Origin of the sequence: Oscillatoria sp. FACHB-1406 (assembly GCF_014698145.1) — a bacterium.
Classification (GTDB): Bacteria; Cyanobacteriota; Cyanobacteriia; order Cyanobacteriales; family Spirulinaceae; genus FACHB-1406.
The window spans coordinates 531,700-557,801 of the sequence record NZ_JACJSM010000001.1 but is presented as its reverse complement, the minus strand read 5'-3'; the positions used below and the strand labels follow the sequence as shown (position 1 = coordinate 557,801).

The window sequence follows — 26,102 nt, the reverse complement described above, 5'->3', positions numbered from 1 at the left end:
AGTTCGACAGCGTAGGGAAGTTGAATTTAACATTCCTACCGTTAAAATGAATTGAAGTTCTCAGTCATCTGGCTTTTCCGACCTTATCGAGGAAAAAGTATTCCAGACTGCTAAGCTGAAGATGGTGGGTTACGGCGCTTCTGAAAAGTTATGAGTTTTTCCCTCAAAACCGTTACCGCGCCTAACCCACCCTACTAATAATTCGCCTGGGCGATCGCACGCTCGATAACGGTTGGTTAGCGAGTCGGTACGATATCATCGCGATCGTCGTCGTCATCTTCTTCAAGGTGATAGCTTGCTTTTGCGTTTTCAAAACTGGGTGCGAGCGATCGAGCCCATGCAAAAGCTTCAGAAAAGTTGGGGCCACACGCGATCGCATTGATAGCTAGCATCATCAATCTTCTCTCTATTTAAAAAGGGGAATATTCTTTGCGTTCCTTTAGTTAAACAGCTAGGAGATTGAAAACGCAATTCAAAAATTCATTATCTTTTTGTGAATTTTTGAATATTTGAGACGGGTAGGCGAAAAAATATTCAAAAATTCAAAATCTTTCCTCGTTGGGTCAATACCTTCTTGACAAAAGACGAGGAATGCGGTAAAGCATTTTTTCAATGGATGAGGTATACCGAGCCATTTTGTAGCGTTTTTCAAATGGATGAGGCACACAAATTGAAATTCAATCGGTAGGGGCGAATGGTATTCACCCGCGCGGTGTACCTCACATGAAAACTTCTATAGAGGATGGGCAGCGCCTACCAGCCAAGACTTTCAGTGTTTAAAAACGGATGTTCGCGTTTCGAGCAGCGCTATACCACTACCCAATCTGAAAAAACAACATTTCAGACTGATTCCCCAACAGCTTCTAAAACTTCCGCATAAAGTTTTCGATCGAGCCAAAAACCAGTTTGCTCGATTAATGTATCTAGTAAAGGTTTGACTTCTTGAATTAAGTTTCTACGTTTTGCCGTAACAAGAACTCCTAAAACTCCTGTAACTTGCAGCCCTAAACGTAGGGCTACGGTTCTTCCCAATCGTTCGTCGATAAGAAGGCGATCTGCTTTATATTCAAGTGCTAAAGCAATCGCTTCAGCTTCACCAATATCGAGTTCGACTAGCAAGCGTTCCACCAAATCTCTGTCGGTCGCTACCCGAACTTGAACCCAAGTTAAGGTAGGTACAGTCGTAGCACTTGGCTCAGTATTCCCAATATTAGTTATTTCTTTAAAAACTGCCTGTGGGATAAGGATGTTCTCATACAATTGATGAAGAAGATCGAGTTTACCAATTGTCGAAAGATAGAAAATAGGGGAAGTATCGCTGACAACAATCATTCCGATAGTTCGGTTTCTAAAGTTTTTAAGTCTTGACGAAAATCATCAATTCCATAATGGATGGGAATTTGACGGCGACCTAAATGGCGTTGAAATTCGAGTTGATTGAGACCTGCTATTTGACTGGCAGTGCCTAAAGTAATTTTTTCTTGCTTAAAGAGAAGAAGAGCAAGTTCTAGCTTTAGTTCTGCGTCAGGAATATTTGCGAGCTTCAGGAGAATCTTGGGTAGCGTAAAATCAGAGCTTGGTTCGGAAGTTGATTCGGAGAATGATATCGATGAAGAGTCGAACTTATATTGCATATATTCGAGGAATAGCAAAAGTTCGGGCAGGGCGCTATCCGGCAATATATCAATGATTTTTGATATTTTCTTTCGATGTTCCGCAAGTGTAGTATTCATAGTAAGTAAAAGAAATGAAGACCACTATCAAGATCTAGCGTTTTTCTTTTGTGTGATACCAATTCTCAATCGCGATGCACTAATTTTTTTGCTGTAGGGGTATAGCACTGCTATGCCCTCTTCTAGAATCATGCAAAATCGATGAGAACTGGTATGAGGTACAAATCCAAAAATGAAATTGGTAGGGGCGAATGGTATTTGCCTGCTGGGCATACCTCATTCATGTGAAAACCGCTATACTAGCAAAAAAAAATTATGATTTTATTTTATCAAAATAGTAAAAATATCGCTACTTCCGTTTAAAAAAATCCAAGATGGTGTCGAAGGCAACTCCAAAAGCGTAGCGAACGTCGTATAGGTTTCGATATTTAAAGAGAATAATAGCAGCACCTATAAGCAGCTTCAGTGCCTTTATTTTTTTGCCGGTATGCCAGTCTACATTGGCGAGAACGAGTAAACCATACCCTTTATAGACTCGATCTTGTAGTTTCCGGTTGAGGCAAAGCAATTTCCAGGCAGCACGCCGCGCTTGAGAAAACTGTTTTAAGCAAGCGTAGCAGTAAGAAAGTGAATAGTAGATGTTTAATTCACAATCGACGTTAGCTAATTTTCGTGCATTCTTTCTGCTTTTTTTAAAGAAATCGACTGCAGCTTTATATTGCTTTTCATGAATACAATTAAATGCGATGTCGTAGTATAAAACAGAGTTACTGTAAAGATTAGAACCTCCGGCTAACTTCAGCGCTTCATTGAATAAAGAAAGAGCGCGATCGTAATCTCCTAATCCTGTATAAAGACCGCCGAGATCGCGAAGCGAAATCCAACGATCGCGCTGCGTTCCCGCTTGGTTTGCAATCGACAATTGTTGCTGGAGGTAAGGTAATGCTTGCTTAAATTTTGCTTGTAGAACTAAAGACATACCAACACTCCCTACAATTACACCCTCTAATGGCTCGCATTTTATCGCTTGCGCTAAATTTAATGCTCGTTTGGCTATAATCATTCCGGTTTTAAATTGATAAATTCGATCGTAGACCATATGAATATAATATAAAGCTTCGCTAATAATTCCAGCATCTTGAAGCTGTTCGGCAAGGGCAAGACATTCATGATGATATTTGAGAGATTCTTCATTCTTCATCTGTTTGTGAAAAGCCCTTCCTAAGCCATTTAATGCTTGTACGATCGCGCCCCGATGGTCGATCGCGCGAGCCAACTCCAATTGTTGTTGATAGAACTCCTTCGCTTTCCAAAATCGACCAAGCGCGTGGTATGCAGCCGCAATTTTGTACAAACAGAAGCATTCAAAAGCGCGATCGAAACGCTGGGACAGCTTGGAGTAAATCTGAATTTCCTCTTGATAGAACCCTTCTTTAACGAGAAATGCTGCCCAAGTTGAAGCACTTTTAGCCGTGTCGGGAGCGTCGGTTGGCACGACAGGCGCGAGGGGAGTCCAAAAAGCACTTCTACCATCTTGAAACGCATCAAAAGGATGCCATAACAGTTCCCTGGCAATGCTCCAGAGTTCGAGTTCGCAAAAGGCATCGAAGGCTTTGAGATTATTTTGCGATCGCGTCAGGGGCGCTTCGTTTTCCGAGCTTTGATACTGCAACCAATTAATCCCTTTAACCAGCACTTGTTTGTAGCGAGGAAGCAGCGCTTGAAGCTCCGGATCGATAGGACTTCCTGGCGGCACAAACACTAACTTTTCCGATCGCGTCTGTCGAAAAGAATTCAGATTTTCCCGTTGGAAATGTTGCAAATGAAGCGCGCGATCGCATATACTCATCATGATTGTATTCTGGCGTATGCTCTGTCCACATTTTCGAGCGCGACTCGACGAATCAAAGGATGGACGCTGTAAAAAACGCGATCGCTCTCTCGAACGGCATTGAGCAAGAAGCGACGTTGCAAGCTTAGGAAAGCCAGCTTCGCCTCATTTTGGGGATACTCGGAAATCATATCCAACCAAAAGTTGCGCGGAACTGCTTCGGTATAAGTCGCGCCCATCGCCAAGAGGTAAGCGGCAAGGGGCGCAGAATCCAACAAGCGATCGAAACTTTTTTCGACGCGAATTTTAACGTAATCGGTCAATTGGGGACTATAACAATCCAAGCGAGGGACAAAAAGAGCATTTTCATTGTTGCTCGCAGCCTCGCCTTCGATTTCGCTGCCGTAATCGTTCCAATAGGCCAGAATTGAGCCATCATAAGGCGCTTCGCGAATTTCGCCAGCGATGGTGCGGAGGGTCAGCGGGTGTCCGGCATGGGCGCAAATAATGCGTTTGAGGCAGTACAGAGCCGATTCCGAGGAAGGGATAATCTCTCGTTTGGCAAAGAGTTCCAAACTTTCCTCTTCGTCGAGTCCTTGAAGCGTTACGCCGTACTTTCGTAGAGGGTAGCGCCCTTCGTTGAGGACGGGAAGGTAGATTTGCGAGGTCAGGATGATACGACTGGGCATTGTCGCAACGCGCAGAACTTCTTCGAGTAGTTGCGTGAAGCGGCAGTCGTTAAAGCGGATTTGTCCCTCTCCATCCGACTCCAGGCTTTCTTCAACCATATCGAGAATGACGATATGGGGGGAATCCTGCAACTCGGTGACGAGGGCGCGAATCACTCGTTCGGGATATTTGCCGTAGAGTTCGGGGTTGCCCGAGAGTGCGTCGCCCAACAGCATTTCAACGAGCGTCTCGAAGCTGGTTCGCGGCGATTCAAAGTTGAGGACGATGACTTCGCTTAAGGCGCTTTTAAGGGCGGGTTCGGCGAGGAGGCGTTTGGTTAGGAAGGTTTTACCAATTCCGGTAATGCCGAGAATTTCGAGGATGCGGCAGTCTTGCAGCAGTTTTTCTCGACATTGAGCGATCGCGCTTTTTCTCCCAACCCAGTAAAATAGTTCGCTATCCCTCTCGCTTTCCGCGCTGCATTCCGCAGGACTGCTCGGAAAATCGAGCAGCCGACTCAAATATTCCGGTGCTTTTTTTTGAGTCAGCGTTTCTGTGGGTTTCAGAACGCCTACTTCTCGCAAAACCCGAGTTAAACGTTTGTACAAAGGAGGGGCAATAACTTTGCCGATGTAGCCCGGTTGGTAGTAAGCTAAGGCACTATCTGGCTCTTGGCTCAGATGGGTATACTTCTGACCGCCAAGAGTGCCTCGCAGCAACGCGCTTTCGCGAGAGTTAAGTTTCGGTTCTTCGTACTGCTCCAGAAGTTCGTCGAGTCGCTCGACCAGAGATTGAATTACGGCTGAATCCATCGCTGTGTTATTGCCCGCGTCTGCTGGCTTAATTCATTTTTTCATTAATGTCTCAGCTTGAAAGCAGGATTTTTACGCAAGTTGGTTTGCTTGTTTCAAAAATCTTTATGATGCCAGAAGTTTAGCGATCTAAAATTTTCCGAAATTGCGGCTCGAATCCGGGCTTCAGCTTAGTTCTTTTGTACCAAAAACAAGCGAATATCTCGATCGCCTCTCTCGACTAACAGGAAATTTGCCCTTCCCCCTTACCAGACGATCCACACCGCCTTAAACTTAACAGTGTGAAGTCAAGCAGCGGCAGTCGAGAGGTTCTTGTGAAAAATGTACTAGGGATCATTTTAGGGGGCGGTGCCGGTAGCCGTCTTCATCCATTAACCAAATTGCGGGCAAAACCCGCAGTTCCGCTGGCTGGAAAATATCGCCTTATCGATATTCCCGTCAGCAATTGCATCAACTCAGACATCAACAAAATTTACGTTCTGACTCAATTCAATTCAGCTTCTCTGAATCGACATCTCAGCCGCACTTACAATTTTTCGGGCTTTACTCAAGGGTTTGTTGAAGTTCTCGCCGCTCAACAAACCGTTGAAAACCCGAGTTGGTTCCAGGGAACAGCCGATGCAGTTCGGCAATATCTCTGGTTATTCCAAGAGTGGGATGTAGATGAGTATATTATTTTGTCGGGCGACCATCTCTATCGGATGGATTACAGTCAGTTTGTGGAACGCCATCGAGAAACGGGTGCAGATATTACGCTTTCGGTCGTTCCCATTGACGACAAACGAGCTTCCGCTTTCGGTCTGATGAAGATCGATGGTAACGGTAGGGTAATTGATTTTAGCGAGAAACCGACGGGCAACGAGCTAAAACAAATGCAAGTCGATACGACGGTTCTCGGCCTCACTCCAGAAGAAGCTCGCCAAAGTCCTTACATCGCTTCGATGGGGATTTATGTCTTTAAAAAGCAGGTTCTCGAGAAGCTTTTGCAAGAAAATCCCGATAAAACAGATTTCGGAAAAGAAATTATTCCGAGTGCGAGCGGACATTACAACATTCAGGCTTATTTATTTAATGGTTATTGGGAAGATATCGGAACGATCGAAGCGTTCTTCGATGCGAATTTAGCTTTGACTAAACAGCCTGCGCCGCCTTTTAGTTTTTACGATGAAAAGGCTCCGATTTATACCCGTCCGCGTTATCTTCCTCCCAGTAAGCTTTTAGATAGTCAGGTGATCGAATCGATGATCGGGGATGGCTGTCTGATCAAAAAATGTCAGATTAGCCGTTCGGTTTTAGGCGTTCGCTCTCGAGTCGAGTCAGGGTGCAAAATTGAAGATACGCTGGTGATGGGGGCGGATTATTACGAACCTTTTGCCGAGCGGGTTTCTGCTGAAAGAGAGGGAAAAATTCCAATGGGAATTGGCGAAGAAACGATCATTCGGCGCGCCATTATCGATAAGAACGCTCGCATCGGTCGCAAAGTATTAATCTTAAATAAAGAGCGAGTTCATGAGGCGGCTCGCGAAGATTTAGGGTTCTATATTCGCAGTGGAATTGTGGTAATTCTTAAGAATGCAACGATTCCCGATGGAACGGTGATTTAGTGTAGGTTTTGGGGAAGATGTATACCTGAAGAAATTTCTACCGGAGTTCGTCTTCCTCCGACCCGAATCAATTTTGTAGTCAATTGAATAGATGTACAGTCTTTCGGGCTATGGCAAAATGATTGCCGATCGCCCTCGGATTGAAGCTTACGTGCGGGTGCTAGAAGGTGCTGTAAGGCGCGATTCAGTCGTTCTCGACCTGGGTACGGGGACGGGCTTTTTTGCGTTGGTCGCCTGTCAATTGGGGGCGCGGAAGGTTTACGCGATCGAACCTTCGCCAGCGATCGAGATTGCGCGAGAAATGGCACGGGATAATGGTTATCGCGATCGCATCGAGTTTATCCAAGCGCTCTCGACAGCGGTTAATCTCGAGAATCCCGCTGATGTGATTCTATCGGATTTGCGCGGAATTTTGCCCCTATTCGGAGAACATATCCCGACAATCATCGACGCGCGATCGCGCTTGCTCGCCCCCGATGGTATTTTAATCCCAAAGTGCGATCGCCTGTGGGCGACTTTAGTAACAGCCCCAGAACTCTACCGCCAGCATCTTTCCCCCTGGGAAGACGAACCCTACCACTTAAATTTACAAGCAGGGCGGCGCTTTATGGTCAATACTTGGCGACAGGCGCTTTTTTCGGTGGAACAGTGTTTAGTCGAACCCCAATGCTGGCTAACTTTAGATTACGCCACGGTTGAAAATCCGAATGCCAGCGCCGAATTAAGCTGGACGGTGGAACGTCCCGGCGAAGCGTGCGGTTTGGGGTTGTGGTTCGATACGACTTTAGCCGATGGGGTAACGTTTTCCAATGCACCGGGACAGCCCGAGTTAATCTACAAACAGGCGTTTGTCCCTTGGTTGCACCCGGTTGAGTTGGCGCAACGCGATCGCGTCGTCGTTAAATTGCAAGCAAATTTAGTCAAAGGCAATTATATCTGGCGCTGGCAGACTCGCGTTTTTAGAGCGGGCGATGAAACCGATTTAAAAGCCGAATTCAAACAATCGACGTTTTTGAGTATGCCGATTTCGCGATCGCAACTTTTAAATAATATTTAATTGCCCTTAAACAAAGTTCGCAAAAGAACAACCGCCAGTACAACGCTCACTTCACTCAACCCCGTCCTCCCTTTAACTTCTAGCGATCCCAAATAAAAGCTAAAAAATACTTGACAAATCTAATAATTTATTGAATTCAACTTTTTCAAAAAAAAGTGTTAAGTTGGGTGATAAGGATCGTTCAGAATATTAGCAAACCGCGCCACGCGCGAACTGAATCCTCACCCTGTCGCTTATCCGGTCGTGAAATAAATCGGTTATCAACAGACCCTTAGACTTTTAACAATTAATTGACCCCAAAGCTGAAGGTTCTCTCGCTTGCAAAGAGCAGCACGAGATTCGATATCCGTCGGCGGTGGTCGGTGCATCCAGGATAAGCGACTCCTTGTTCTATTTGTGGCAATACTATGACTTACACTAGCCTTCGCCCTGTTGCCAACCCCTCGCCCGTCGTCGGGGGATCGCAGGAATCGCAACCATCGCAACCCGCTACGGGGGTTTGCGTAACCATCCACGGACACTTCTATCAACCGCCTCGGGAAAATCCTTACTTAGACGCGATCGAGCGCCAATCGAGCGCTTATCCGTTTCACGATTGGAACGAACGCATCGATCGCGAATGCTACCGTCCCAATGTCTTTGCACGCATCCTCAACGATCGCGGCGAAGTCGTGGGGATCGTTAACAATTTCGAGTATATGAGCTTCAACATCGGCCCGACGCTGATGTCCTGGCTGGAACGCTACGATCGCGAAACCTACGACGGGGTTGTCGAAGCCGATCGCAAAAGTGCCGAACGCTTGAACGGTCACGGCAACGCGATCGCGCAAGTCTACAATCACATCATCATGCCCCTGGCCAACAAACGGGACAAATACACCCAAATTCGCTGGGGGAAAGCCGATTTCCGCTCCCATTTCGGGCGCGATCCCGAAGGAATGTGGCTAGCCGAAGCCGCAGTCGATGCTGCAACCATCGCCGCCTTAATCGATGAAGGCATCAAATTTATTATCCTTGCACCTTCCCAAGCCGCCCGCTACCGCGCGATCCCCAGTGAAGGCAACAGCGATCCCCAATGGCACGAAGTCGGCGGCGGGCAGATCGATCCCACCCGTCCCTATCGGTGCTTCCTCAACGACAATCGCTTTATTGATATTTTCTTCTACGACGGCCCGATTTCGCGGGATATGGGCTTTAACGATGTCCTTAACAGTTCCGAAATTTTTGTCGGGCGTTTGGGCCTAGCCGTGCGCGGGGATCGCCGCGCCGCGCAATTAATCAGCGTTGCCACCGACGGCGAAACCTTCGGACATCACAAACGCGGGACAGAAAAATCTCTCGCCTACGCCTTTACCCAAGAAATCCCCCATCGGGGTTGGACGGTGACGAACTACGCCCATTATTTAAGCAGCAATCCGCCGACGTGGGAAGTCGAACTGAAGCCCGTCACGGCGTGGAGTTGTTCCCACGGAGTCGATCGCTGGCAGGATGACTGCGGTTGCGGCGGCGGTGGGGCTTGGCATCAAAAGTGGCGCAAACCCCTGCGCGAGAGCCTCAATTGGCTGCGCGATCGCGTTGTGGAAGTGTACGAAAGTTCGGGGCGGCACTATTTCAGCGATCCCTGGCGAGCGCGGGACGAATATATTCAAGTGATTCGCGATCGCCGCCCCGAAACGCAAATTAACTTCCTCTATCGACATCAATGTCGTCCTTTAAGCCAAACCGAACAGATCGACGCGCTGCGGTTATTAGAAATGCAGCGTAACGCCCTGTTTATGTTTACCAGTTGCGGTTGGTTTTTTGAAGAACTGTCGCGTCCGGAAGGCGTGCAAATTTTGCGTTATGCGGCTCGAGCGATCGAATTAGCGGGGGATATCGCGGGGGTACAACTCGAACCGGAATTTCGCCGCCGCTTGCAAGCCGCGCCGAGCAATATTGAAGGATTTGGCAACGGCGCAATCGTTTACGATCGCCTCGTTACCACCGCGCGCGTTAGTTTCGAGCAAGTCGCCGCCCACTATGCGATTAGTGCGCTTTTTGAAAGCTACCAAAGCAAAGATCGCGTTTATTGCTACCAAACCGAGCAGTTTGACTACCAAAAACAGCAAATGGGACCGATGACGTTAGCCGTCGGACACCTGCGCTTAATCTCGGAAATTACGCGGGAAAGTGCCGAGTTTGCCTTTGCGGTACTGCATTTAGGCGGCTGGGATTTTCACTGCTGCCTTCAACCCTTCGGCGGGCGTTTAGCCTACAACCAAATTAAAGATAAGCTATTTGAGGCGCTCGATCGCGCCAGCGTGACGCGAATGATGGTGGCGATGACGCAAACTTTCGGCGATCTCGCCTTTAATTTGGATGACTTGTTCGCTGAGGAACGCTATCGCATCATTCAACAATTGACTGAGAATACGCGCGCGAAGTTAGATCGGCTTTACACTCAAATCTATCGGGATAATTATGGCGTGTTGCGCGCCTTCCATCGCGACGAACTGCCCGTTCCGCCAGAGTTACAAGTTGCTGCTAATTTGGCTTTATCCGATCGCTGTTTGACAATGGTACGGTTATTGGCAGCTAGTAGCGACGATCCCCAGCAAATCGAGCAATATTTTGGGGAATTAGAGGCGATCGCGGTGGAAGCCAATACCATGCGCTGTCAGCTAGAGATTCCCGAAGCGAGAGTAATGCTGGAGCAGTTTATCGCGGCGGCTTTGAAAAATCTGCTCGATCGCAGCGATCCCGCCGAACTCGAGTCAGAAAGCGAACGCATTGCTCGCGCGATCGCGATCGGCAACAGCTTGCACCTCGGACTCCTGCTCGAGCGCGTCCAGGAGTTGTACTATCGCTTCTTCCACAGTCACATCTTGCCGTATTGTCTCGAATCGGAAACCCACTCGCCCGCCTCGATTCCCTGCCGCTGGAAATCCGAGCAAGTACCGATTCTCCTAAGTTTGGGGCAAAGTTTGGGAGTCGATATGAGTTCGTGGCTTAATTAATAATGGATAATGGATAATGGATAACGCCGGGAGTAATTGACAAGGGATGATGTAGCGAAAAAACTAGGTCTTAACAAAGCAATTAACGGCTCCGAACGTTATCAATTATCCATTATGAAAGACGTTATCCATTGTCAACTGTCCATTATCCATTATTCAGCAAGCCTTACTGAATGAAGAACTATGCAAAAGCTTGCGCGGATCGATCCTTCAAAAATTGAGCGTTCTCCTGTAACCCCAAGGGAACGGAAGCAACACAATAAGCAGCAAGCACGGCAGCAAAAAGAAGAACTGTATCAACAACTTTCCGGACTGTGCCAAATTGGGGAATATGAAGCTGCAAAACAGTTAGCGCGACGCTACGAAAGTTGGGGATACGAAATTATTGATGGGGAAGTTATTGAAAAATCAGAAAACCTTGAAGACTAGCCCAAAATGAGTATCAGCATCGCCCTGAATTCCGCCACCATTAACGCCTTAGACTTGTCGCCTGTCGAAACGTTTGTAACGAAACAGATAGCAGAAGGAATGCTAGCAAGCTACGAACAGCAAGTCAGTTTTGAAATTAACTATTCCCGAGAGGAAGACGATCCGCGCGAACTTTCAGAAATTCCTGAAATTCGTCTGTGGTTCGTTCGCTTGGATGCGCGCTATCCCTGGTTTTTCTTTCTACTCGATGGAAAATCTGGCGAAATTTACCGCTACACCGCGATGCTTGTTCCCCATCAATTCAACCGTACTGAAGGAATTCAATATAATCCCGAAGCTCTAGAAATTTTTGTGATGAATAAAATGTTTGTCCTTTCGGATTGGTTGAAACAGCAGGGGATTTCTAGTGCGACAAAGTTAAAAGCGCTCGCGCAAATGTTGGGCTACGACCTCGATGAAAGTTTTTTCACCTTGCTGGATTGATTGCAATTATAACGATAAGAGATCGTAGAGACGTTGTATACAACGTCTCTACGATTTTTAAGAAAAAGTCAAGCGAACGAAGAGTGAGGCACAATGAATAATTCTGGTGCGTTTCACTTTGTTGCTAACGATTACCATAAACCAGGTACAGGCGTTCTTTGAGCGAGTCGATCGCGCACGGCCATCGGAATGAGGACGCGATCGATCCCGTGAACGATGCCGTTGCTAGCCGGGACGTTGGGCGCGACGACGTTAGCATTGTTGACAATAACGCGATCGGGGGTTTTTCGCACGGCAACACCGCCATTGAGCGTATCGAGTCCGCCATTTTTCAGGTCGTCGGAAGGAACGCGACCGGGGACGACGTGATATTTGAGAACATCGGTCAGTAAATCCCGATTTTCGGGTTTCAGGAGCGTATCCAGGGTTCCGGGCGGAAGCTTATTGAAGGCTTCGTTGGTGGGCGCAAACACGGTGAAAGGCCCGTTCCCGGCTAAAGTATCAGCTAATCCGGCGGCTTGAACGGCTTTAACCAGCGTGCTGAAATCGGGATTGTTTTGGGCAACACCGACGATGTTTGGAGCGGGAGCTTGAGCGAGTTCGATCGCGCCCGGTGCGGGGGAAGACAGGTTTTGCGCGATCGCGGGCAAACTCAGCGCGCCCAATCCGAGAACGCTTGCCACAACAATGGACTTGCGCGTTAACGCTTTTCTGAACAGCATCATCAAAATGGAATTTCCCTTCAAGGTTGACAGTAACGAACTTTAGAATTATGGCAAATTCGTTAAAATTTTCCCATAGAAAAATTTTGACGCTCTGCCCAGCACGCATCAGTACACTGTTCCTAGCGACGGCACGTCTCGAAGAGCTAAGATAGGAGAGCCGTTGCTTTCTGCCTGCGATCTGTGTAGGATCGGAAAGGAGAATTTGTAAACTGTTCGAGATTCCATGATCAAACTGAGACTAAAACGCTACGGCAAGAAAAGAGAAGTTAGCTACCGCATCGTCGCAATGGACAGCCGCGATCGCCGCGACGGTCGTTCCATTGAGGAGCTAGGGTTCTATAATCCCAGAACCGACGAAACTCGCTTAAATGTACCCGCCATCGTTAAACGCCTTCAAGAAGGCGCGCAGCCCACAGAAACGGTACGCAGTATTCTCAGAAAAGCTCAAGTCTTAGAACAAGTCAATGCCTGAAGCTCAAACCCCTTCTCCCCTTGAATCCACCAGCCCGGACTATGTGGGGCTGGTTCGATTTCTAATTGAACCCTTCTTAGAAACTCCCGAGGCGCTGCACGTTAATTGCGAACAAGCCAATCACAGCAAACGAGTTTGGCTTCGAGTTGCCTTTGAAGAGCGCGAACGGGGGCGAGTTTGGGGGCGAGGGGGACGCAATATCCAGGCGATTCGCACCCTCCTCGAAGCGGCAGCCCGAGGAGCGGCTCAGTCCGTCTACTTAGATATTTACGGCACTCAAGACGAGCGAAATCGCTCGGAAGAGCGTGCTGGGGATGGCTCGGAAGAAACTAACAAGCACCGAAAGCCGCGTCCTCAACGTTCCTCTCTGTCTAAACCGGCGACTCGCGCCCGAAGGGATCCGCTTCGCGGATCGCATCCTCATTAAGCGTTGGGGCGGGAGTTGCTCGCGGCTCCTCGCTCCACTCCGCGCAGGGTGAGTTGATAACACGGTAAGTTCCGAAAACCCGCCTTTACACACTGATTGCTGATTTCTATTAACTGTATTGAGCGAAGTCTCTCAAACCATTGAGTTACCGAGTATTGAAAGCGCGATCGCGCTCTCGGGCAAAAAAGAGGAAAACTTAAAGTTTCTCTCGCAGCATACTGGGACGAAAGTTGTCTTGCGCGGAAATACAGTGGTTATTTCCGGGCGAGAAAAGGCTGTCGAACGCTGCGTTAAAGCAGTGCGCTCTCTCGCGCCCTACTGGAAGGAAGGAAAAACCATCGCCCGCGCTGAAATTGAGACAGCCTTCCACGCGATCGATACCGGACGCACTGACGAATATAAAGACCTCCAACAAACAATTCTCGCCCGTACCCGTCGCGGCGAACAAATTCGCGCTAAAACCTTTCGCCAGCGCCAATACATCCAAGCGATTCAAACCCACGATATTACCTTTTGCATCGGCCCTGCCGGAACCGGAAAAACCTTTCTCGCTGCCGTTCTCGCCGTTCAAGCACTCCTTAATGATGAATGCGAACGCTTGATTCTGACGCGCCCCGCCGTTGAAGCCGGAGAAAAACTCGGTTTCCTCCCCGGAGACTTGCAACAAAAGGTCAATCCCTTCCTCCGCCCGCTTTACGATGCCCTCTACGAATTCATCGAACCCGAAAAAATTCCCGATTTAATGGAACGCGGCAAAATCGAAGTTGCCCCCATTGCCTATATGCGAGGTCGTACTTTAAATAACGCTTTTATTATCGTCGATGAAGCCCAAAATACGACTCCCGCGCAGTTAAAAATGTTGCTCACTCGCTTGGGAGCGAATTCCCGCATGGTTGTAACCGGCGATGTCACGCAAACCGATTTACCGTCCGCTCAAGAGTCGGGGTTAATTGTCGCCCAAAGAATTCTAAAATCCGTCGAAGGAATTGCGTTTTGTCACTTATCCGCCGCCGATGTGGTGCGCCATGCGCTTGTCCAAAAGATTGTTGCAGCCTACGAAAGCTACGAACAACCCAAGCGAGCTAACGTTTAACGGTTCTCAACGATCGCTCGCTAGAGAATAGGGACAAATAGCCCTTCACCCCGACCATTGGTAACGCACAATTCTTAACTGATGTCAATCCCTTTTGACTATTGCTCGATCGCCTCAATCGGCAAATTTAACGCCTCAGCAACTTGTGCTGCCGTCAATCCCATCGCCAAAAGCTTAGGAATCGCTGCTTTGCGTTCCCGTTCGGCTTGTTCGGCGCGTTGATGTTCGGCTTCGGCGAGTTCTCGGGCTTGTTCGGCGAGTTCTCGAGCTTGTTCGGCGCGTTGATGTTCGGCTTCAGCAAGTTCTGTGGCTTGTTCAGCAAGTTCTTGGGCTTGTTCGGCGCGTTCTTGAGCTTGTTCGGCAAGTTCTTGTGGCAGGGGCAATAATTCTCCGTCCAAAGTTGCCCAGCGCAACCAAGTTGTATAAACTCCTCGGTAACTACCTTGCCAGCGCACGAGTGCAAGTTCGAGCGAACGGCTAATTCTATGCCCTTGTTCGTTGAGGGGAATCGGTTGATAAACCCCGCCGTCGAGGATAAAGCCTTCCCAATCTGCCGGATTATCGGGATCGAACCAGAAATACTCCGAAGCCCGCAATTGATTTTGATAGATGAGTTTTTTCTCATTCTTATCGAAAAGAGCGGTGCTGGAGGAAAGTAACTCGATGATGACATCGGGCGCTTTGCTTTCTTGCCAGACAATCCAGCTTTTTCGCTCGCGTTTGGGGACTCCGAGAACGACAAAGAAATCCGGCCCGCGAAAGTCGCGATCGCGAACTTGTTCGGCACTAAAATAGACGAACATATTGCCGCCGACAAAGCCATTGTCGCGCCCCTCCAGCCAGGAGTCGAGAGCGTTAATCAAAACTTCCATTTGCGCTCTATGTCGTGGGGTTTCCATCGGGATACCGTCGTCGTAGGGTAAGTCGTCTTCGGTGGGAAGTAGGATAATTGGGGGTGGGGTGAGTGCAGCTTGGGACATGGCAGTCTGCGGAGGTTACGGGGGGCAATGTTGTTTCTATGCTACTCAATCGGGCAAGAATTGGGGGTGTTCGGATTGCGTTACAGTTTATTTGGGGATTATCAACGGCTGACATCCATGCCGCGATCGCGCAATTGTTGGATAAAGAAATCTTCCAGCGAAACGCGATCGCGCGTCATGCTCAACAGTTCCCCATTCATCAACCGCAACGTCGCGATAAATTCTTGCGCATCGCCCGTCAACTGTCCGTGCCAACCGTCGTATTTGAATTCTAGATTAGCCACCCAACGCCGCAATATTTCCTCATTTCCTCCTTTTCCGACCACTTGAAAGGCTTCGGTCGTTCCTAACAGTTCGTCTAAGGTTCCACTCCCGATTAATTCTCCGTTGGCAAGAATGGCAACGCGATCGCAAATTTGCTCCACATCAGACAAAATATGCGAGTTAAAAAAGATTGTTTTTCCCTCTTCCTGAAGCGCGAGAATAATTTGACGAATTCGATAGCGTCCCATCGGGTCTAAACCCGACATCGGTTCGTCCAGAAAGACTAATTCAGGATTGTTAATCAGCGCTTGCGCCATACCAATTCGCTGCAACATTCCCTTAGAATACTGGCGCAATTGTTTCTTTTTCGCCGTTGCTTCCGATAAACCGACTAAATCTAATAATTGGGGAATGCGCTGGCGTTGAATCGATCGCGGAATCTCGAACAATCCCGCGACAAAAGAAAGAAACTCCCATCCCGTTAAATAATCGTAAAAATAAGCATTTTCGGGGAGGTATCCGAGGCGATGCTTGACGGCGCGATCGCCAATCGGCTGCCCCAAAATCGTCGCTCTGCCGCCACTGCGTCGGATAATCCCTAGTAATACCTTAAATAGCGTCGTTTTTCCCGCACCATTCGGCCCTAATAACCCAAACGTTTCGCCTCGATACACCGTCAGCGAACAGTTTTTCAGCGATTCTACTTTTTGGTTCATCCAAAAACCCGTGCGATAAACTTTTCCTAACTCCCAGGTTTGTACGGCGGGTTCGAGTTGGTTATTTTTTTCCGGTTTGGGAACGGGGGAAACCATCGAGCAATAATAGAGTTTTTATGTACTGTATCCGAGGAATATTATCAAAAAATCGATCGCCGAACAATTTGTTACGAAAAATACGAAATTCTCATCCTCGGTCAAACTCCAGTGTAGACTAATCTTTCCATTCCTTCCTTTTAAAAACAACGCGATTCAAGATGAACTCCGATCGCCGTCGCGCGTATTGGCGCGAAAATACGACGTTAATTCGCAACCTCCTGCTTGTCTGGGCGCTTGTCTCGTTAGGCGGCAGTATTTTGCTCGTCCAGCCGCTCAATAGCATACGCTTGGGCAGTTTGCCGCTCGGATTTTGGTTGGCGCAGCAAGGTTCGATTGTAATCTTCGTCATCCTCATTTTTATCTATGCGATCCAAATGGACAAAATCGATCGCAAATATAACAACCGAATGTAATTTCGCCGCTTGGGACTCTCGCAAAAATCATGTCAGTTGAAGCTTGGACGACTATCATCGTCATTCTTTCTTTTATCCTTTATACCTACATTGGTTGGCAGTCGCGCGTTCGCGATAGCAAAGGCTTTTTTGTCGCCGACCAAGGAATTCCTTCTATCGCTAATGGTGCTGCTACCGCCGCCGATTGGATGTCTGCCGCTTCCTTTATCTCAATGGCGGGGATTATCTCAACTCTCGGTTACGACGGTTCGATTTATTTAATGGGTTGGACGGGCGGATTTGTTCTTCTGGCCCTACTCTTAGCGCCTTATTTGCGGAAATTTGGCAAATATACCGTACCTGATTTTGTTGGCGATCGCTACTACTCCAATGTCGCCCGCTTGGTGGCAGTCGTCGCCGCTATCTTTATCTCTATGACCTATGTTGCCGGACAAATGCGCGGCGTAGGTATTGTCTTTAGTCGCTTCCTACAAGTTAGCGTCGAGACGGGCGTAATTATCGGGATGGTAATTGTTGGCTTTTTTGCCGTGTTGGGCGGGATGAAAGGCATTACTTGGACGCAGGTTGCCCAATACATTATCTTAATCGTTGCTTACTTAATTCCCGCGATCGCGATCGCTTGGATTCTCACGGGCAATCCCATCCCCCAACTCGCCTTCACCTTCAGCGATATTGTCCCCAAACTCAACCAAATTCAACTCGACCTCGGTTTCAAAGAATACACCCAACCTTTCGCCAACAAATCGATGTTGGATGTCCTCTTTATCGCCATTGCCTTAATGGTCGGAACCGCAGGACTCCCCCACGTTATCGTGCGTTTTTACACCGTTACTAGCCCTCGCGCCGCTCGATATTCCGCTGGTTGGGCGCTGCTATTTATCGCCCTTCTCTACACCACTGCACCTTCCATTGCTGCCTTTGCACGCTACAACCTCATTGACAGCTTGCATGACAAAACTCCCGCCGAAATTCAACAACTCGACTGGGCCACAAAATGGGAAAAAACTAAACTCTTAGAGTTTACCGATAAAAATAATAACGGTCGCATTGAGTTAGCGCCTACCCCAGAAGCCAGCGAAATCAAAATCGACAAAGATATCATCGTTCTTTCGACTCCGGAAGTTGCCAAACTTTCGCCCTTTGTGATTGCGCTGGTTGCCGCAGGAGGACTCGCCGCTGCCCTCTCAACGGCTTCGGGACTGCTATTAGTGATCTCGAGTTCTATTGCCCACGATGTCTATTTCCGCATGATTAATCCCCAAGCATCCGAATCACAACGGGTGATGGTGGGGCGCGTTATGGTTGGATTCGCGATCGCAATTGCGGGCTATTTTGGCATCAATCCGCCCGGTTTTGTCGCCGAAGTTGTCGCTTTTGCTTTTGGCTTAGCTGCTGCCAGTTTCTTCCCTGCTATTTTGCTTGGAATCTTCGACAAGCGCACCAATCGAGAAGGCGCGATCGCGGGTATTATTGTCGGATTGCTATTTACCGTCTTCTACATTGTCGGCGTAAAGTTCTATGGGATGTCGCCTTGGTTTTTCGGAGTTTCCCCCGAAGGAATCGGCACTGTCGGCATGATTTTAAACTTCCTCGTCACCCTAATTGTTTCTCGTGTAACGCCGCCGCCACCTGCTGAAATTCAAGAGTTAGTTGAAACCTTGCGTTCTCCAGAAGATGCGCCGCCTCCTCTCTCCGATGTTGGTGAAGAACAGCTTGATTGAGACAAGTTTCTACGAGTAAAGGTGTAGGGTGGGCATTGCATCTCCTTATACCTATTCTCAATTGCGATGCACTAAATTTTTTGCTCTCCGGGGCATAACAATGTTATGCCCTCTTCGAGAATCGTGCAAAATCAATGAGAATTAGTATCCAATCAAAAAAAGCAAAAAGTCAGCAATGCAGTCAATTGCATTTTCTCAAGAGCGAGGAATGAACTGATTCTCTAGCCTTCTTTATCAAATTCTTGAAAACTTATAAGCTTTATGAATTGTAATTCTTTTCAGCTTCTCGATCGATCTCAAGTTGTTAGGAAAAGCCCGATTTTAACAATCTTTAGCGACCTTGAGGATTTAGCATAAGATCGATATTGACTTTATCGACTTCAGAAAGGGAATCTTCTCCGCGTGCTGCTGCTTCAGCTTTATCGGCTAGTATTTCCAAACGCTTACTGGCATGGCCTCGGGCGTAGTCCATTGCATCCTTGCGCGGTTCTGTTTTACCAATATTTTGCTTGGTTTCTTCTAAACCGTCGTAAATTTTCTCGGAAGCTTTTTCCGCTTTTTTTGCCCCTTCAGCGGGGTTCGGCTCTGGGATTGCATCTGCTGCATCAGCGATAAGGGTTGGTAAAGGGGCAGCCATCCCCTGCTGTGGAGTCGCGAAGCCAAACCCAAGCGCAATAAATCCTACAACAATACAGGACAAGATGGTTCGTCCGATCCCAATCAATTTATGTTTTAGCATTCCGGGAAATCCAAATCCTTAACTTCGCTCAACTTTACTCCCGCTGCATTCCGGTTCAAATCTACCGCTAGTAAGAATTTACGACGCGGCTCGGGATAGAAGCTCGAAAAGGTCAGCAGGCTAATTAACCCGCAGTCTCTTAAATTTTAGCGGCGAAGCCAGAGTGACCGAAATCTTTAGGGTTAATGCCTTTACTCAGCTATCGGAGAAGACTTCAGGAGAGAACATTTCGGCAAAAGATTTGAGATAGGGTTTGAATATCTTTATGAGATCGGGACCGAGGTTACGCTGAATTTCAATTCCGAGCAAATTAATTAATTGTTGTACCAATTCCCACCTCACTTTTAAGGAAGGATAGAGCATCGCGCAGAGGGGAAAGAGTTCTTGTTTGACGCTGCTAAAGTTTTGTTCTAATGCGCACAAACAGAGGTAAACTTGGAACATTTCAGCATCGCGAATACTGGAGATCCGAACTGGCGCATCGGTCAATTTTCCCGTATAACATTGATAGCCGGGATAAAGTTCGGTGACATCTTGATAGATTTTTTGGGCGATGTTTGTAATTAGGGGCAACAGACTGCGGACAGCCTGGAGAATGGGATCGTCGTAGTTGAGTTCTGCGGCAGCGTAATAAGCGCGTTGCAGCGGCATATAGAGGTGATCGTCAATAACTTTGAAATATTCGCTGAGAATGCTTTTTTCTTCGGTTTTGAGGGGTTCGAGTAGGACTTGTCCGGTATAGTGGAATTGCATACTGACGAAGCCAATAACGCGCGGATCGTTCGCGGTGTGGCGCTGGCGAATGACTCCTAAGTCATGAGAAACTTTGACGGAGAAGCGGCGGGGTAGGACGCGATCGCGGTAGGCTAAAAGAGCTTTTTCGTAAACATCTCGAACATCTTGGGAAATTTGCCAGGGGTTGATTAGTTGGCTATCGATGCTGTGGCGTTTGATTTCATTGCCGAGAATGTTTTCGGTTTGCGTCCAAGCTCGCGCTGAGGCATTGCGTAAGAATTCGTTCAGTTGTTCTGCGATCGCTTCCCGACTCATTGAGGCTTGATTTTGCCAAATCCCCTCGGGATCGACTAGATTTTGAACGTACTTTTTCGCCCACAATTGAGGCAGGGATTCTAAATTAGAGTCAGGAGCAGACACAGGAGTTTTTAAATTAGTTTGTAAAACCACGTTGGATCGCCAAGCGCTGTAGCTCTGGGGCATGGGATAATGCTGTAAGTCTATAGTGAGATTCGAGCAGAATTTTAATAAACTTAAAGAAAAGTAAGGATTTCCTGAATTTCTATTAAGTCCCTTAAACTTTATTGTTTTACAAGTTATTTTATGACTGTTAATCTTGACACTCGCTCCGAACTCAGTACGCCGCACGCTGAAAATGCGCCTCTACTCGGACAGTCGCTCGCTCAATTAACCGATTGGGTTGTACGGCAGGGGCAGCCTAAGTATCGTGGGAAACAACTCTATCAGTGGATTTATCAGCAGGGGGCGCGATCGCTCGCTGAAATTTCGGTATTCCCCAAGGCGTGGCGCGAGGAAATGGGGGAGGGCGCGATCGGACGTTCTACCCTCCACTATCGCAGCGTCGCGCCAGATGAGACGCGCAAGTATTTATTGCGCCTTGCTGACGGCTTAATCATCGAAACCGTTGGCATTCCCACCGAAAACCGCCTAACCGTGTGCGTTTCCTCCCAAGTGGGCTGTCCGATGGCTTGTGACTTCTGCGCGACGGGGAAAGGCGGTTTTACGCGCAACCTACAAGCTTACGAAATTGTCGATCAAGTCCTAACCGTGCGGGATGACTTTCAGCGGCGGGTGAGTAACGTTGTTTTTATGGGGATGGGCGAACCCCTGCTCAACACTGCACAAGTCGTTGCTGCTGTCAAGTGCTTGAATGAAGATGTGGGTATCGGGCAACGTTCCCTCGTGATTTCCACCGTCGGACTCCAAGGGCGCATCCACCAACTCGCGCAATACAAGCTGCAAGCCACTTTAGCCGTCAGCCTCCATGCTTCCAACCAACGCCAGCGCGAACAACTCATCCCCAGCGCCCAACACTATCCGCTTCAGCAATTGCTCGAAGAATGCCGGGAATACGTGGAGATTACCGGACGCAGAATTACCTTTGAATATATTCTACTCGCGGGAGTGAACGACTCGAAGGAAAACGCCGCAGAACTCGCCCGTCACTTGCGCGGATTCCAAACCCACGTTAACTTAATTCCGTATAATCCGATCGCTGAAGTGGATTATCAACGGCCGACGCGCGATCGCATCAATACCTTTAAAAAGACGTTAGAAGGGGAAAATATCGCCGTCAGCATTCGTTATTCTCGCGGGTTGGAAGCGGATGCGGCTTGCGGACAGTTGCGCGCTTCTCGCAGCCAATTAGAGGCAGTTTGAATGTCAAAAAAGCTGTGAGGGAGGGAGATGTTAAAGCTGGATTGTAGAGACGTTGTATACAACGTCTCTACAAGTCTTCAGCAACAGTTTATAAATAATCTCTTAGACTTTCCCGTTATTGCGGTTAGGCAAGTTAATCTTCAGTGCTGCGATAAAACCAGTTGGGAGTAAAACCTTGAAGTGTTGCTAACGAAATTAGAGGTTGAATCGTTAACTTGTATGCGTTGCGGAGTTTTTCTAAATTGAGAAGGTCTTCCGTACCGCTCATCCTAAATTCTGCAAGATAAGATTCAATCATTTTCCCCCATTGTTGGGGTTTCAGTTGTTCGTGAGAAGTTACTAAACCTTGATGCTGAACTTTAACAAAAGCATCAAAATATTGTTCTGAAGGGAGGTTATTTGATTTCGCCGAATTAATACTTGGGTGAGTGGGGATTAGGTTCCAAAGAAGATCGTGGGCAACAAATGACCAAGGTAAATAGTGGTCTAAGCTAATATTATTAGCTTCGAGGTTTCGCCCTGAATAGATGCAGAGGATGGGGTTACTTTTTAGAATCAGTTTCCAATATTGCTTTTGCACCTCTAAAGACCCTCTTTGCTGCGGGATAAAAATTTTATTGATGATATTAGGAGTATTAGGATTGAGTTTTTGCATATATTGCACCCATTCCCAGAATACCCAACCGCGAACAATTGCGTAGTTATTTTTAATATAGTTTGCCCAGTCGGGATGAATCAAAATTGAGGTACAATCTCGATAACTTGAAGTATCGAATTTATAGAAAGGTTTTCGGCGCTCGAAGTATCGATCGGCAAGAGCGGGCATCGCTTTTTCTAAGCAATTTCCCGTTCCTCGCTTTACATTTTCTGCTTCGAGTTCGGTTTCTAAAAAAGGAGCGATAAGGCGAAAAGGAACGTAACGTTTTAAATGAGCGATCGCGTCTTTTAAATTTTGCTGGGCAATTGTGGCGCGTAATTCCGTTTTATCGGTATCCGTAAATTTTAAAACTCGTTCTGTAATCTCTAACTGTAGAGAATCGAGTTTTTGAGCGATTTTGTCCTGAGTGCCAAAATAAAGTTTAAAATAAGTGTGAGGATACCAGGCATTAGCTAACATCTCGACAATTATTTCTCGAAAATTAATCGGACAACTCACTGTAAAGTTGCGTCTCTTGAGAATATCGAGAACCGATAGGAAAAAAAGGTATTTATAAGATGTTGTCGTGTTTGTAAAGATGCGAGCTAGTGCTGAGACATCAATTTGTTCTGATTCGGGTAGCTGAGCTTCGAGCATCGTTCATTTTAATATAGCGCTACGCAACTCAGTTATGACATCGGGTAGGGTGGGCAGCGCCCACCAGTCAATACTTTCAGCCTTTAAAAACATACATTCACGTTTCGAGTAGCGCTATACATTCCGCTTGCGGGAGTTAACGACTCGAAGGACAACACAACCGGACTTGCCACTTGCGCGGTTCTCAAATTCACGTTATCAGAATCGGGCGATCGCGACTAACACCGAACAGACCTTCAGGAAACCGCTTCAACGATTAACTCACCCGTAGTTCGGCGCAACGCCACCTTGCGACGCTCGAAGAGTTGAACGAGCGCATCGGTGACGATCGCAACAACTTCAGCATTACACTGCGAAAGAAAGGCTTCTCCCGAAATCTTGCCTTGGAAAAACTCTTTCGTGATGGCTAAAGAATCGCGAATTTCGTCAAAGCCGATTAACTTAACGATAAACGTTGTCAGAGGCGAGTTTTTGATATCGTAGCCCGAACTCTTAGAACGTCCCTGTTCGAGCAAGTTCAGCACTTCTCCTTCAGTATCGTTGGCGGGTTGGTGGGGATGAGAGATTTTGGGGAGAAAGTTCTCGAGCTTTTCGACGGTTAAGTTATCTTCTGCGGAGCGATCGCCGGATTCTCCCATCATAGTAGAAAGGGGAATATCGGTGCCGACGCGCAAGGACAGAGCTTCAAGCAAGGCGATAGTATAAAGTTTACTGCCTAAATAAAGGCGCGCAATATCGAGGTTTCTGCCCGAGCGGTGCAGTAACTCGTTATAGTATTCGTCGTCGGGTTCGCCTTCAAACTGCTGGAAAATAATATTGGGCTTGAGGAAGTTCATGAAGCCTTCCATTTTTTGCAGCGCATTCCGATATTCAAGCACCGTATAAGAGCGGGAATCCAGGTTATGGTTGGTTTCCGGTAGCAAACTCCAGGTTCCATCGAGGAATTGTGCCGAACTGGGGTTGGCGAAACTCCCGACATCTCGGTTCGACATCCGCACTGCTTGCCGAACGGTTTCCGTAATTTCTTCAGGACTTAACTGCGCGTCGTACTCGCTGTTGACTTCTTTGAGGCGCTCGTACAGTTGTTCGGCTGCACTCACTCCGTCTGGGGAGGGGAAGCGAAAAGGGATAGTCGCTTCGATGCAGGCAATCAGCTTCAGCAGGAGTCCTCGATTCATGAAAGGTTCGAGAACTTTAGTACAAATGAGTGCGCTTAGGAATTCATTTTGTCCGGCAAAGGGCGAGAGTTCTTTTCCGGGGGTAAACCCAAAAACATCCATCACCATTCGGCACATGGGGTCATCGGGCAGTTCGTTAGCCGAGCGAATATAGAGCTTTTCCTGAACCTGTTGGATGAACGGGGAAATGTAATAGGTTAGGTTAAAGTTAACGCTCTTATCGACTTGAACGTATACGAGGTCGTGAAACAGGGCGGCTAGCACTTCAACGGCATTATCCGACCCGCCGACCTCAAAGGTGTGTTCGGGCGTGTGAAAATAGCGCCAGGGCCCCGTCATAGTTTGGACAATCAAATCGGCAATCTTAGAGAGTTGGCTCCGATCGATGTCTACTTGGAGTTCGCGGGTTGCCCAGACCAATTTTTCTAAACACTGTTGGCTGTCACTTTCAAAACTCATCCAGACCTCTGCACCGTGATTGACCTTTTATGCTATTCTAATACGCTCTTTTAGCGATGGTAGCGAATAAATGTAACTTAGGGTTGCGAGCGGGGCGGTATCTCAACCCTCCTAACGCTAGCAATCGCGTTCTGCTTTTCGATTCTTCCTTTTGAGAACACTCGAGCAATTTGAACTATCCTATCGCATTTAAAGCGTTTCGCAGTGTAGCCTAGGATTCTAATTGACAATTGACCTTCGGGAAGGAAGCTCTTCGCTGTCATGCGGGATACGGTTCAAAGATGCGTTGTTTTTTCTGAGGGTAAGGGGGCGGAGGGGACAACCTCGGCTTCTTCGGCGGCGGCTAGGATGGGTTGATTGCCTAGGTTCCCTCGCAACTGGAGCATTAAGCTGGCCATTTCCAGGGCGTTGAGGGCGTAATCCCAGCCGTGGTTGCTTTTAATCCCGGCGCGCTCGAGGGCTTGCTGCATGGTGTCGGTGGTGAGGATGCCGAAGATGACGGGGACTCCAGTTTGAAAGCTGGCGGCGGCAATCCCTTTGGCGGCTTCGCTGGAGACGTAATCGAAGTGGGGCGTTTGACCGCGAATCACGGCACCGAGGCAGATAATGGCGCTGTATTGTCCGGAAAGGGCGAGTTGGCGAGCGACCATCGAGACTTCAAAACTGCCGGGAACCCAAATGTAATCGACTTGAGAGCCGTGGGGATTGATGTCGATGCCGTGCCGCTTGAGGCAGTCTTGACATCCGGACAAAAGTTTGCTAGTGATTAAGTCGTTGAAACGACCGACTACGATCGCGAAGCGCAGGGCGGAAAGGTCGCGATCGAAGGTTCCCTCAAAAACAGTCATGAATGGGTTGGTAAGGTATGAAACGACAAACGATCGCGGACTTCAACTCGTCAAACAGTCAAAGGCGCGATCGCATAATTCCCCAGTTGTTTGCGGGGTTGACGGGTTTAAATAACAAAAAAGTTTAAAATGCCAACCACAATCACCAATACAGCCCAAACTCCAGAGCCAAGGAAGATCAGGTTCTTAGACTGTTCCCAGTTTTGGGGAGAAGCATAGGCAACGGGAACCCCAATTACCATTGCAAAAGACAGAAAAACTAACGACAAAAGGGCGACTTGGAAAATAAAAAACATCTTGTGGTTCTCCCAAAATTAGCGATCGAAACGCTCTCTGTGCTGAAAATTTAATCGAGATAATCTTAAAGGTTTTCTGTGTCCGTGCAAACCTCAATTCCACCAAAACGGCGAGATCGGCGGCTTGCTCGAAGCTCGTTCGGTTCCAGAAAGGGGGTTTTTCCCCTGCCGATCTCTATCTCAAAGCTATTTCCACTAAGGACGCGGTACTCTAAAGACAGAGAAGGGAATCGGGGCAAAACGAGTGAGTCCGTCTCATTGCCCGAGCGGCGATCGAAGTTTGCGCCACCTCAATCGCAGATTTTATTGTATCAGAGAGGGGACGGAGATAATGGACAATGGACAATTGATAATTGATAATTTTGAACTTTAATTTATTTTGGCAAGCTCGGGGCATCGCAGTGTGGCG

The 26,102-nt window shown here is 47.8% G+C and carries 25 protein-coding genes; 11 read left to right on the top strand and 14 right to left on the bottom strand.

Annotated features, from left to right (window positions below; all coding sequences use genetic code 11):
• Positions 1 to 236 precede the first annotated feature (236 nt).
• From H6G50_RS02395 to H6G50_RS02375, 5 genes are all read right to left on the bottom strand, one after another.
• Positions 237 to 395, bottom strand: a complete 159-nt coding sequence (locus H6G50_RS02395; RefSeq protein WP_190712883.1) for a hypothetical protein — start codon at positions 393 to 395, stop codon at positions 237 to 239.
• A gap of 445 nt (positions 396 to 840) precedes the next feature.
• Positions 841 to 1,332, bottom strand: coding sequence for a DUF3368 domain-containing protein (locus H6G50_RS02390; RefSeq protein WP_190712880.1), 492 nt, complete (start codon positions 1,330 to 1,332; stop codon positions 841 to 843).
• Positions 1,329 to 1,733: a UPF0175 family protein gene (locus tag H6G50_RS02385; RefSeq protein ID WP_242032667.1), complete on the bottom strand. Its 405-nt coding sequence runs from the start codon at positions 1,731 to 1,733 to the stop codon at positions 1,329 to 1,331. Before H6G50_RS02385 ends, H6G50_RS02390 begins: the two co-directional genes overlap by 4 nt.
• 289 nt (positions 1,734 to 2,022) lie before the next feature.
• Positions 2,023 to 3,525, bottom strand: coding sequence for a tetratricopeptide repeat protein (locus H6G50_RS02380; RefSeq protein WP_190712878.1), 1,503 nt, complete (start codon positions 3,523 to 3,525; stop codon positions 2,023 to 2,025).
• On the bottom strand, positions 3,522 to 4,985 hold the full coding sequence (locus H6G50_RS02375) for an ATP-binding protein (protein ID WP_190712876.1): 1,464 nt from the start codon (positions 4,983 to 4,985) through the stop codon (positions 3,522 to 3,524). Before H6G50_RS02375 ends, H6G50_RS02380 begins: the two co-directional genes overlap by 4 nt.
• Positions 4,986 to 5,299: 314 nt before the next feature.
• Between H6G50_RS02375 and H6G50_RS02370 the strand changes: the two genes are divergently transcribed.
• The 5 genes from H6G50_RS02370 to H6G50_RS02350 all read left to right on the top strand — a co-directional run bounded on the left by H6G50_RS02370 (position 5,300) and on the right by H6G50_RS02350 (position 11,554).
• Positions 5,300 to 6,589 carry a glucose-1-phosphate adenylyltransferase gene (locus tag H6G50_RS02370; protein WP_190712874.1) on the top strand — a complete coding sequence of 430 codons (1,290 nt, stop codon included), beginning with the start codon at positions 5,300 to 5,302 and terminating at the stop codon, positions 6,587 to 6,589.
• Positions 6,590 to 6,680: 91 nt separating this feature from the next.
• A complete protein-coding gene (locus H6G50_RS02365; protein ID WP_190712872.1) occupies positions 6,681 to 7,646 on the top strand; it encodes a 50S ribosomal protein L11 methyltransferase in 966 nt (321 codons plus the stop codon).
• 407 nt (positions 7,647 to 8,053) lie between these two features.
• A complete protein-coding gene (locus H6G50_RS02360; RefSeq protein ID WP_190712870.1) occupies positions 8,054 to 10,642 on the top strand; it encodes a DUF3536 domain-containing protein in 2,589 nt (862 codons plus the stop codon).
• A gap of 183 nt (positions 10,643 to 10,825) precedes the next feature.
• Positions 10,826 to 11,071 carry a hypothetical protein gene (locus tag H6G50_RS02355; RefSeq protein WP_190712868.1) on the top strand — a complete coding sequence of 82 codons (246 nt, stop codon included), beginning with the start codon at positions 10,826 to 10,828 and terminating at the stop codon, positions 11,069 to 11,071.
• Between the two features lie 6 nt (positions 11,072 to 11,077).
• The gene (locus tag H6G50_RS02350) at positions 11,078 to 11,554 is read left to right on the top strand and encodes a CRR6 family NdhI maturation factor (protein ID WP_190712865.1); all 477 of its coding nucleotides are present in this window, start codon (positions 11,078 to 11,080) and stop codon (positions 11,552 to 11,554) included.
• Positions 11,555 to 11,685: 131 nt separating this feature from the next.
• On the opposite strand, the gene H6G50_RS02345 is transcribed toward H6G50_RS02350, so the two are convergent.
• Entirely contained in the window at positions 11,686 to 12,279 is a 594-nt protein-coding gene (locus tag H6G50_RS02345) for a fasciclin domain-containing protein (protein ID WP_190712863.1), read from the bottom strand.
• Between the two features lie 223 nt (positions 12,280 to 12,502).
• Between H6G50_RS02345 and rpsP the strand changes: the two genes are divergently transcribed.
• The 3 genes from rpsP to H6G50_RS02330 all read left to right on the top strand — a co-directional run bounded on the left by rpsP (position 12,503) and on the right by H6G50_RS02330 (position 14,271).
• Entirely contained in the window at positions 12,503 to 12,751 is a 249-nt protein-coding gene (gene rpsP / locus H6G50_RS02340; RefSeq protein WP_190712861.1) for a 30S ribosomal protein S16, read from the top strand.
• Positions 12,744 to 13,178, top strand: a complete 435-nt coding sequence (locus H6G50_RS02335) for a KH domain-containing protein (protein ID WP_190712859.1) — start codon at positions 12,744 to 12,746, stop codon at positions 13,176 to 13,178. Before rpsP ends, H6G50_RS02335 begins: the two co-directional genes overlap by 8 nt.
• 118 nt (positions 13,179 to 13,296) lie before the next feature.
• Positions 13,297 to 14,271 carry a PhoH family protein gene (locus H6G50_RS02330; protein WP_190712857.1) on the top strand — a complete coding sequence of 325 codons (975 nt, stop codon included), beginning with the start codon at positions 13,297 to 13,299 and terminating at the stop codon, positions 14,269 to 14,271.
• A 98-nt stretch (positions 14,272 to 14,369) separates the two neighbouring features.
• Here H6G50_RS02330 and H6G50_RS02325 read toward each other — a convergent pair whose 3' ends face one another.
• Positions 14,370 to 15,251 carry a Uma2 family endonuclease gene (locus tag H6G50_RS02325; RefSeq protein WP_190712855.1) on the bottom strand — a complete coding sequence of 294 codons (882 nt, stop codon included), beginning with the start codon at positions 15,249 to 15,251 and terminating at the stop codon, positions 14,370 to 14,372.
• 101 nt (positions 15,252 to 15,352) lie between these two features.
• Positions 15,353 to 16,327, bottom strand: a complete 975-nt coding sequence (locus H6G50_RS02320; protein ID WP_190712853.1) for an ABC transporter ATP-binding protein — start codon at positions 16,325 to 16,327, stop codon at positions 15,353 to 15,355.
• A gap of 161 nt (positions 16,328 to 16,488) precedes the next feature.
• Here H6G50_RS02320 and H6G50_RS02315 point away from each other — a divergent pair, with 161 nt between their 5' ends.
• Both H6G50_RS02315 and H6G50_RS02310 read left to right on the top strand, forming a co-directional pair.
• On the top strand, positions 16,489 to 16,743 hold the full coding sequence (locus tag H6G50_RS02315; RefSeq protein ID WP_190712851.1) for a DUF4212 domain-containing protein: 255 nt from the start codon (positions 16,489 to 16,491) through the stop codon (positions 16,741 to 16,743).
• A 29-nt stretch (positions 16,744 to 16,772) separates the two neighbouring features.
• Positions 16,773 to 18,464, top strand: coding sequence for a sodium:solute symporter family protein (locus H6G50_RS02310; protein ID WP_190712849.1), 1,692 nt, complete (start codon positions 16,773 to 16,775; stop codon positions 18,462 to 18,464).
• A 331-nt stretch (positions 18,465 to 18,795) separates the two neighbouring features.
• On the opposite strand, the gene H6G50_RS02305 is transcribed toward H6G50_RS02310, so the two are convergent.
• Complete coding sequence (locus H6G50_RS02305) at positions 18,796 to 19,203, bottom strand: hypothetical protein (RefSeq protein ID WP_190712848.1); 408 nt, start codon at positions 19,201 to 19,203, stop codon at positions 18,796 to 18,798.
• 195 nt (positions 19,204 to 19,398) lie between these two features.
• The gene (locus H6G50_RS02300) at positions 19,399 to 20,358 is read right to left on the bottom strand and encodes a hypothetical protein (protein ID WP_190712846.1); all 960 of its coding nucleotides are present in this window, start codon (positions 20,356 to 20,358) and stop codon (positions 19,399 to 19,401) included.
• A gap of 183 nt (positions 20,359 to 20,541) precedes the next feature.
• Between H6G50_RS02300 and rlmN the strand changes: the two genes are divergently transcribed.
• Positions 20,542 to 21,618, top strand: coding sequence for a 23S rRNA (adenine(2503)-C(2))-methyltransferase RlmN (gene rlmN / locus H6G50_RS02295; RefSeq protein ID WP_190712844.1), 1,077 nt, complete (start codon positions 20,542 to 20,544; stop codon positions 21,616 to 21,618).
• 133 nt (positions 21,619 to 21,751) lie between these two features.
• On the opposite strand, the gene H6G50_RS02290 is transcribed toward rlmN, so the two are convergent.
• From H6G50_RS02290 to psbZ, 4 genes are all read right to left on the bottom strand, one after another.
• Complete coding sequence (locus tag H6G50_RS02290; protein WP_190712843.1) at positions 21,752 to 22,912, bottom strand: HNH endonuclease domain-containing protein; 1,161 nt, start codon at positions 22,910 to 22,912, stop codon at positions 21,752 to 21,754.
• A gap of 236 nt (positions 22,913 to 23,148) precedes the next feature.
• Positions 23,149 to 24,549 (bottom strand): hypothetical protein, encoded by a 1,401-nt coding sequence (locus tag H6G50_RS02285; RefSeq protein WP_190712841.1) that lies wholly within the window; start codon positions 24,547 to 24,549, stop codon positions 23,149 to 23,151.
• A gap of 275 nt (positions 24,550 to 24,824) precedes the next feature.
• The gene (ribH, locus tag H6G50_RS02280) at positions 24,825 to 25,397 is read right to left on the bottom strand and encodes a 6,7-dimethyl-8-ribityllumazine synthase (protein WP_190712840.1); all 573 of its coding nucleotides are present in this window, start codon (positions 25,395 to 25,397) and stop codon (positions 24,825 to 24,827) included.
• Between the two features lie 107 nt (positions 25,398 to 25,504).
• Positions 25,505 to 25,693, bottom strand: a complete 189-nt coding sequence (psbZ, locus tag H6G50_RS02275; protein ID WP_190712838.1) for a photosystem II reaction center protein PsbZ — start codon at positions 25,691 to 25,693, stop codon at positions 25,505 to 25,507.
• Positions 25,694 to 26,102: the final 409 nt, after the last annotated feature.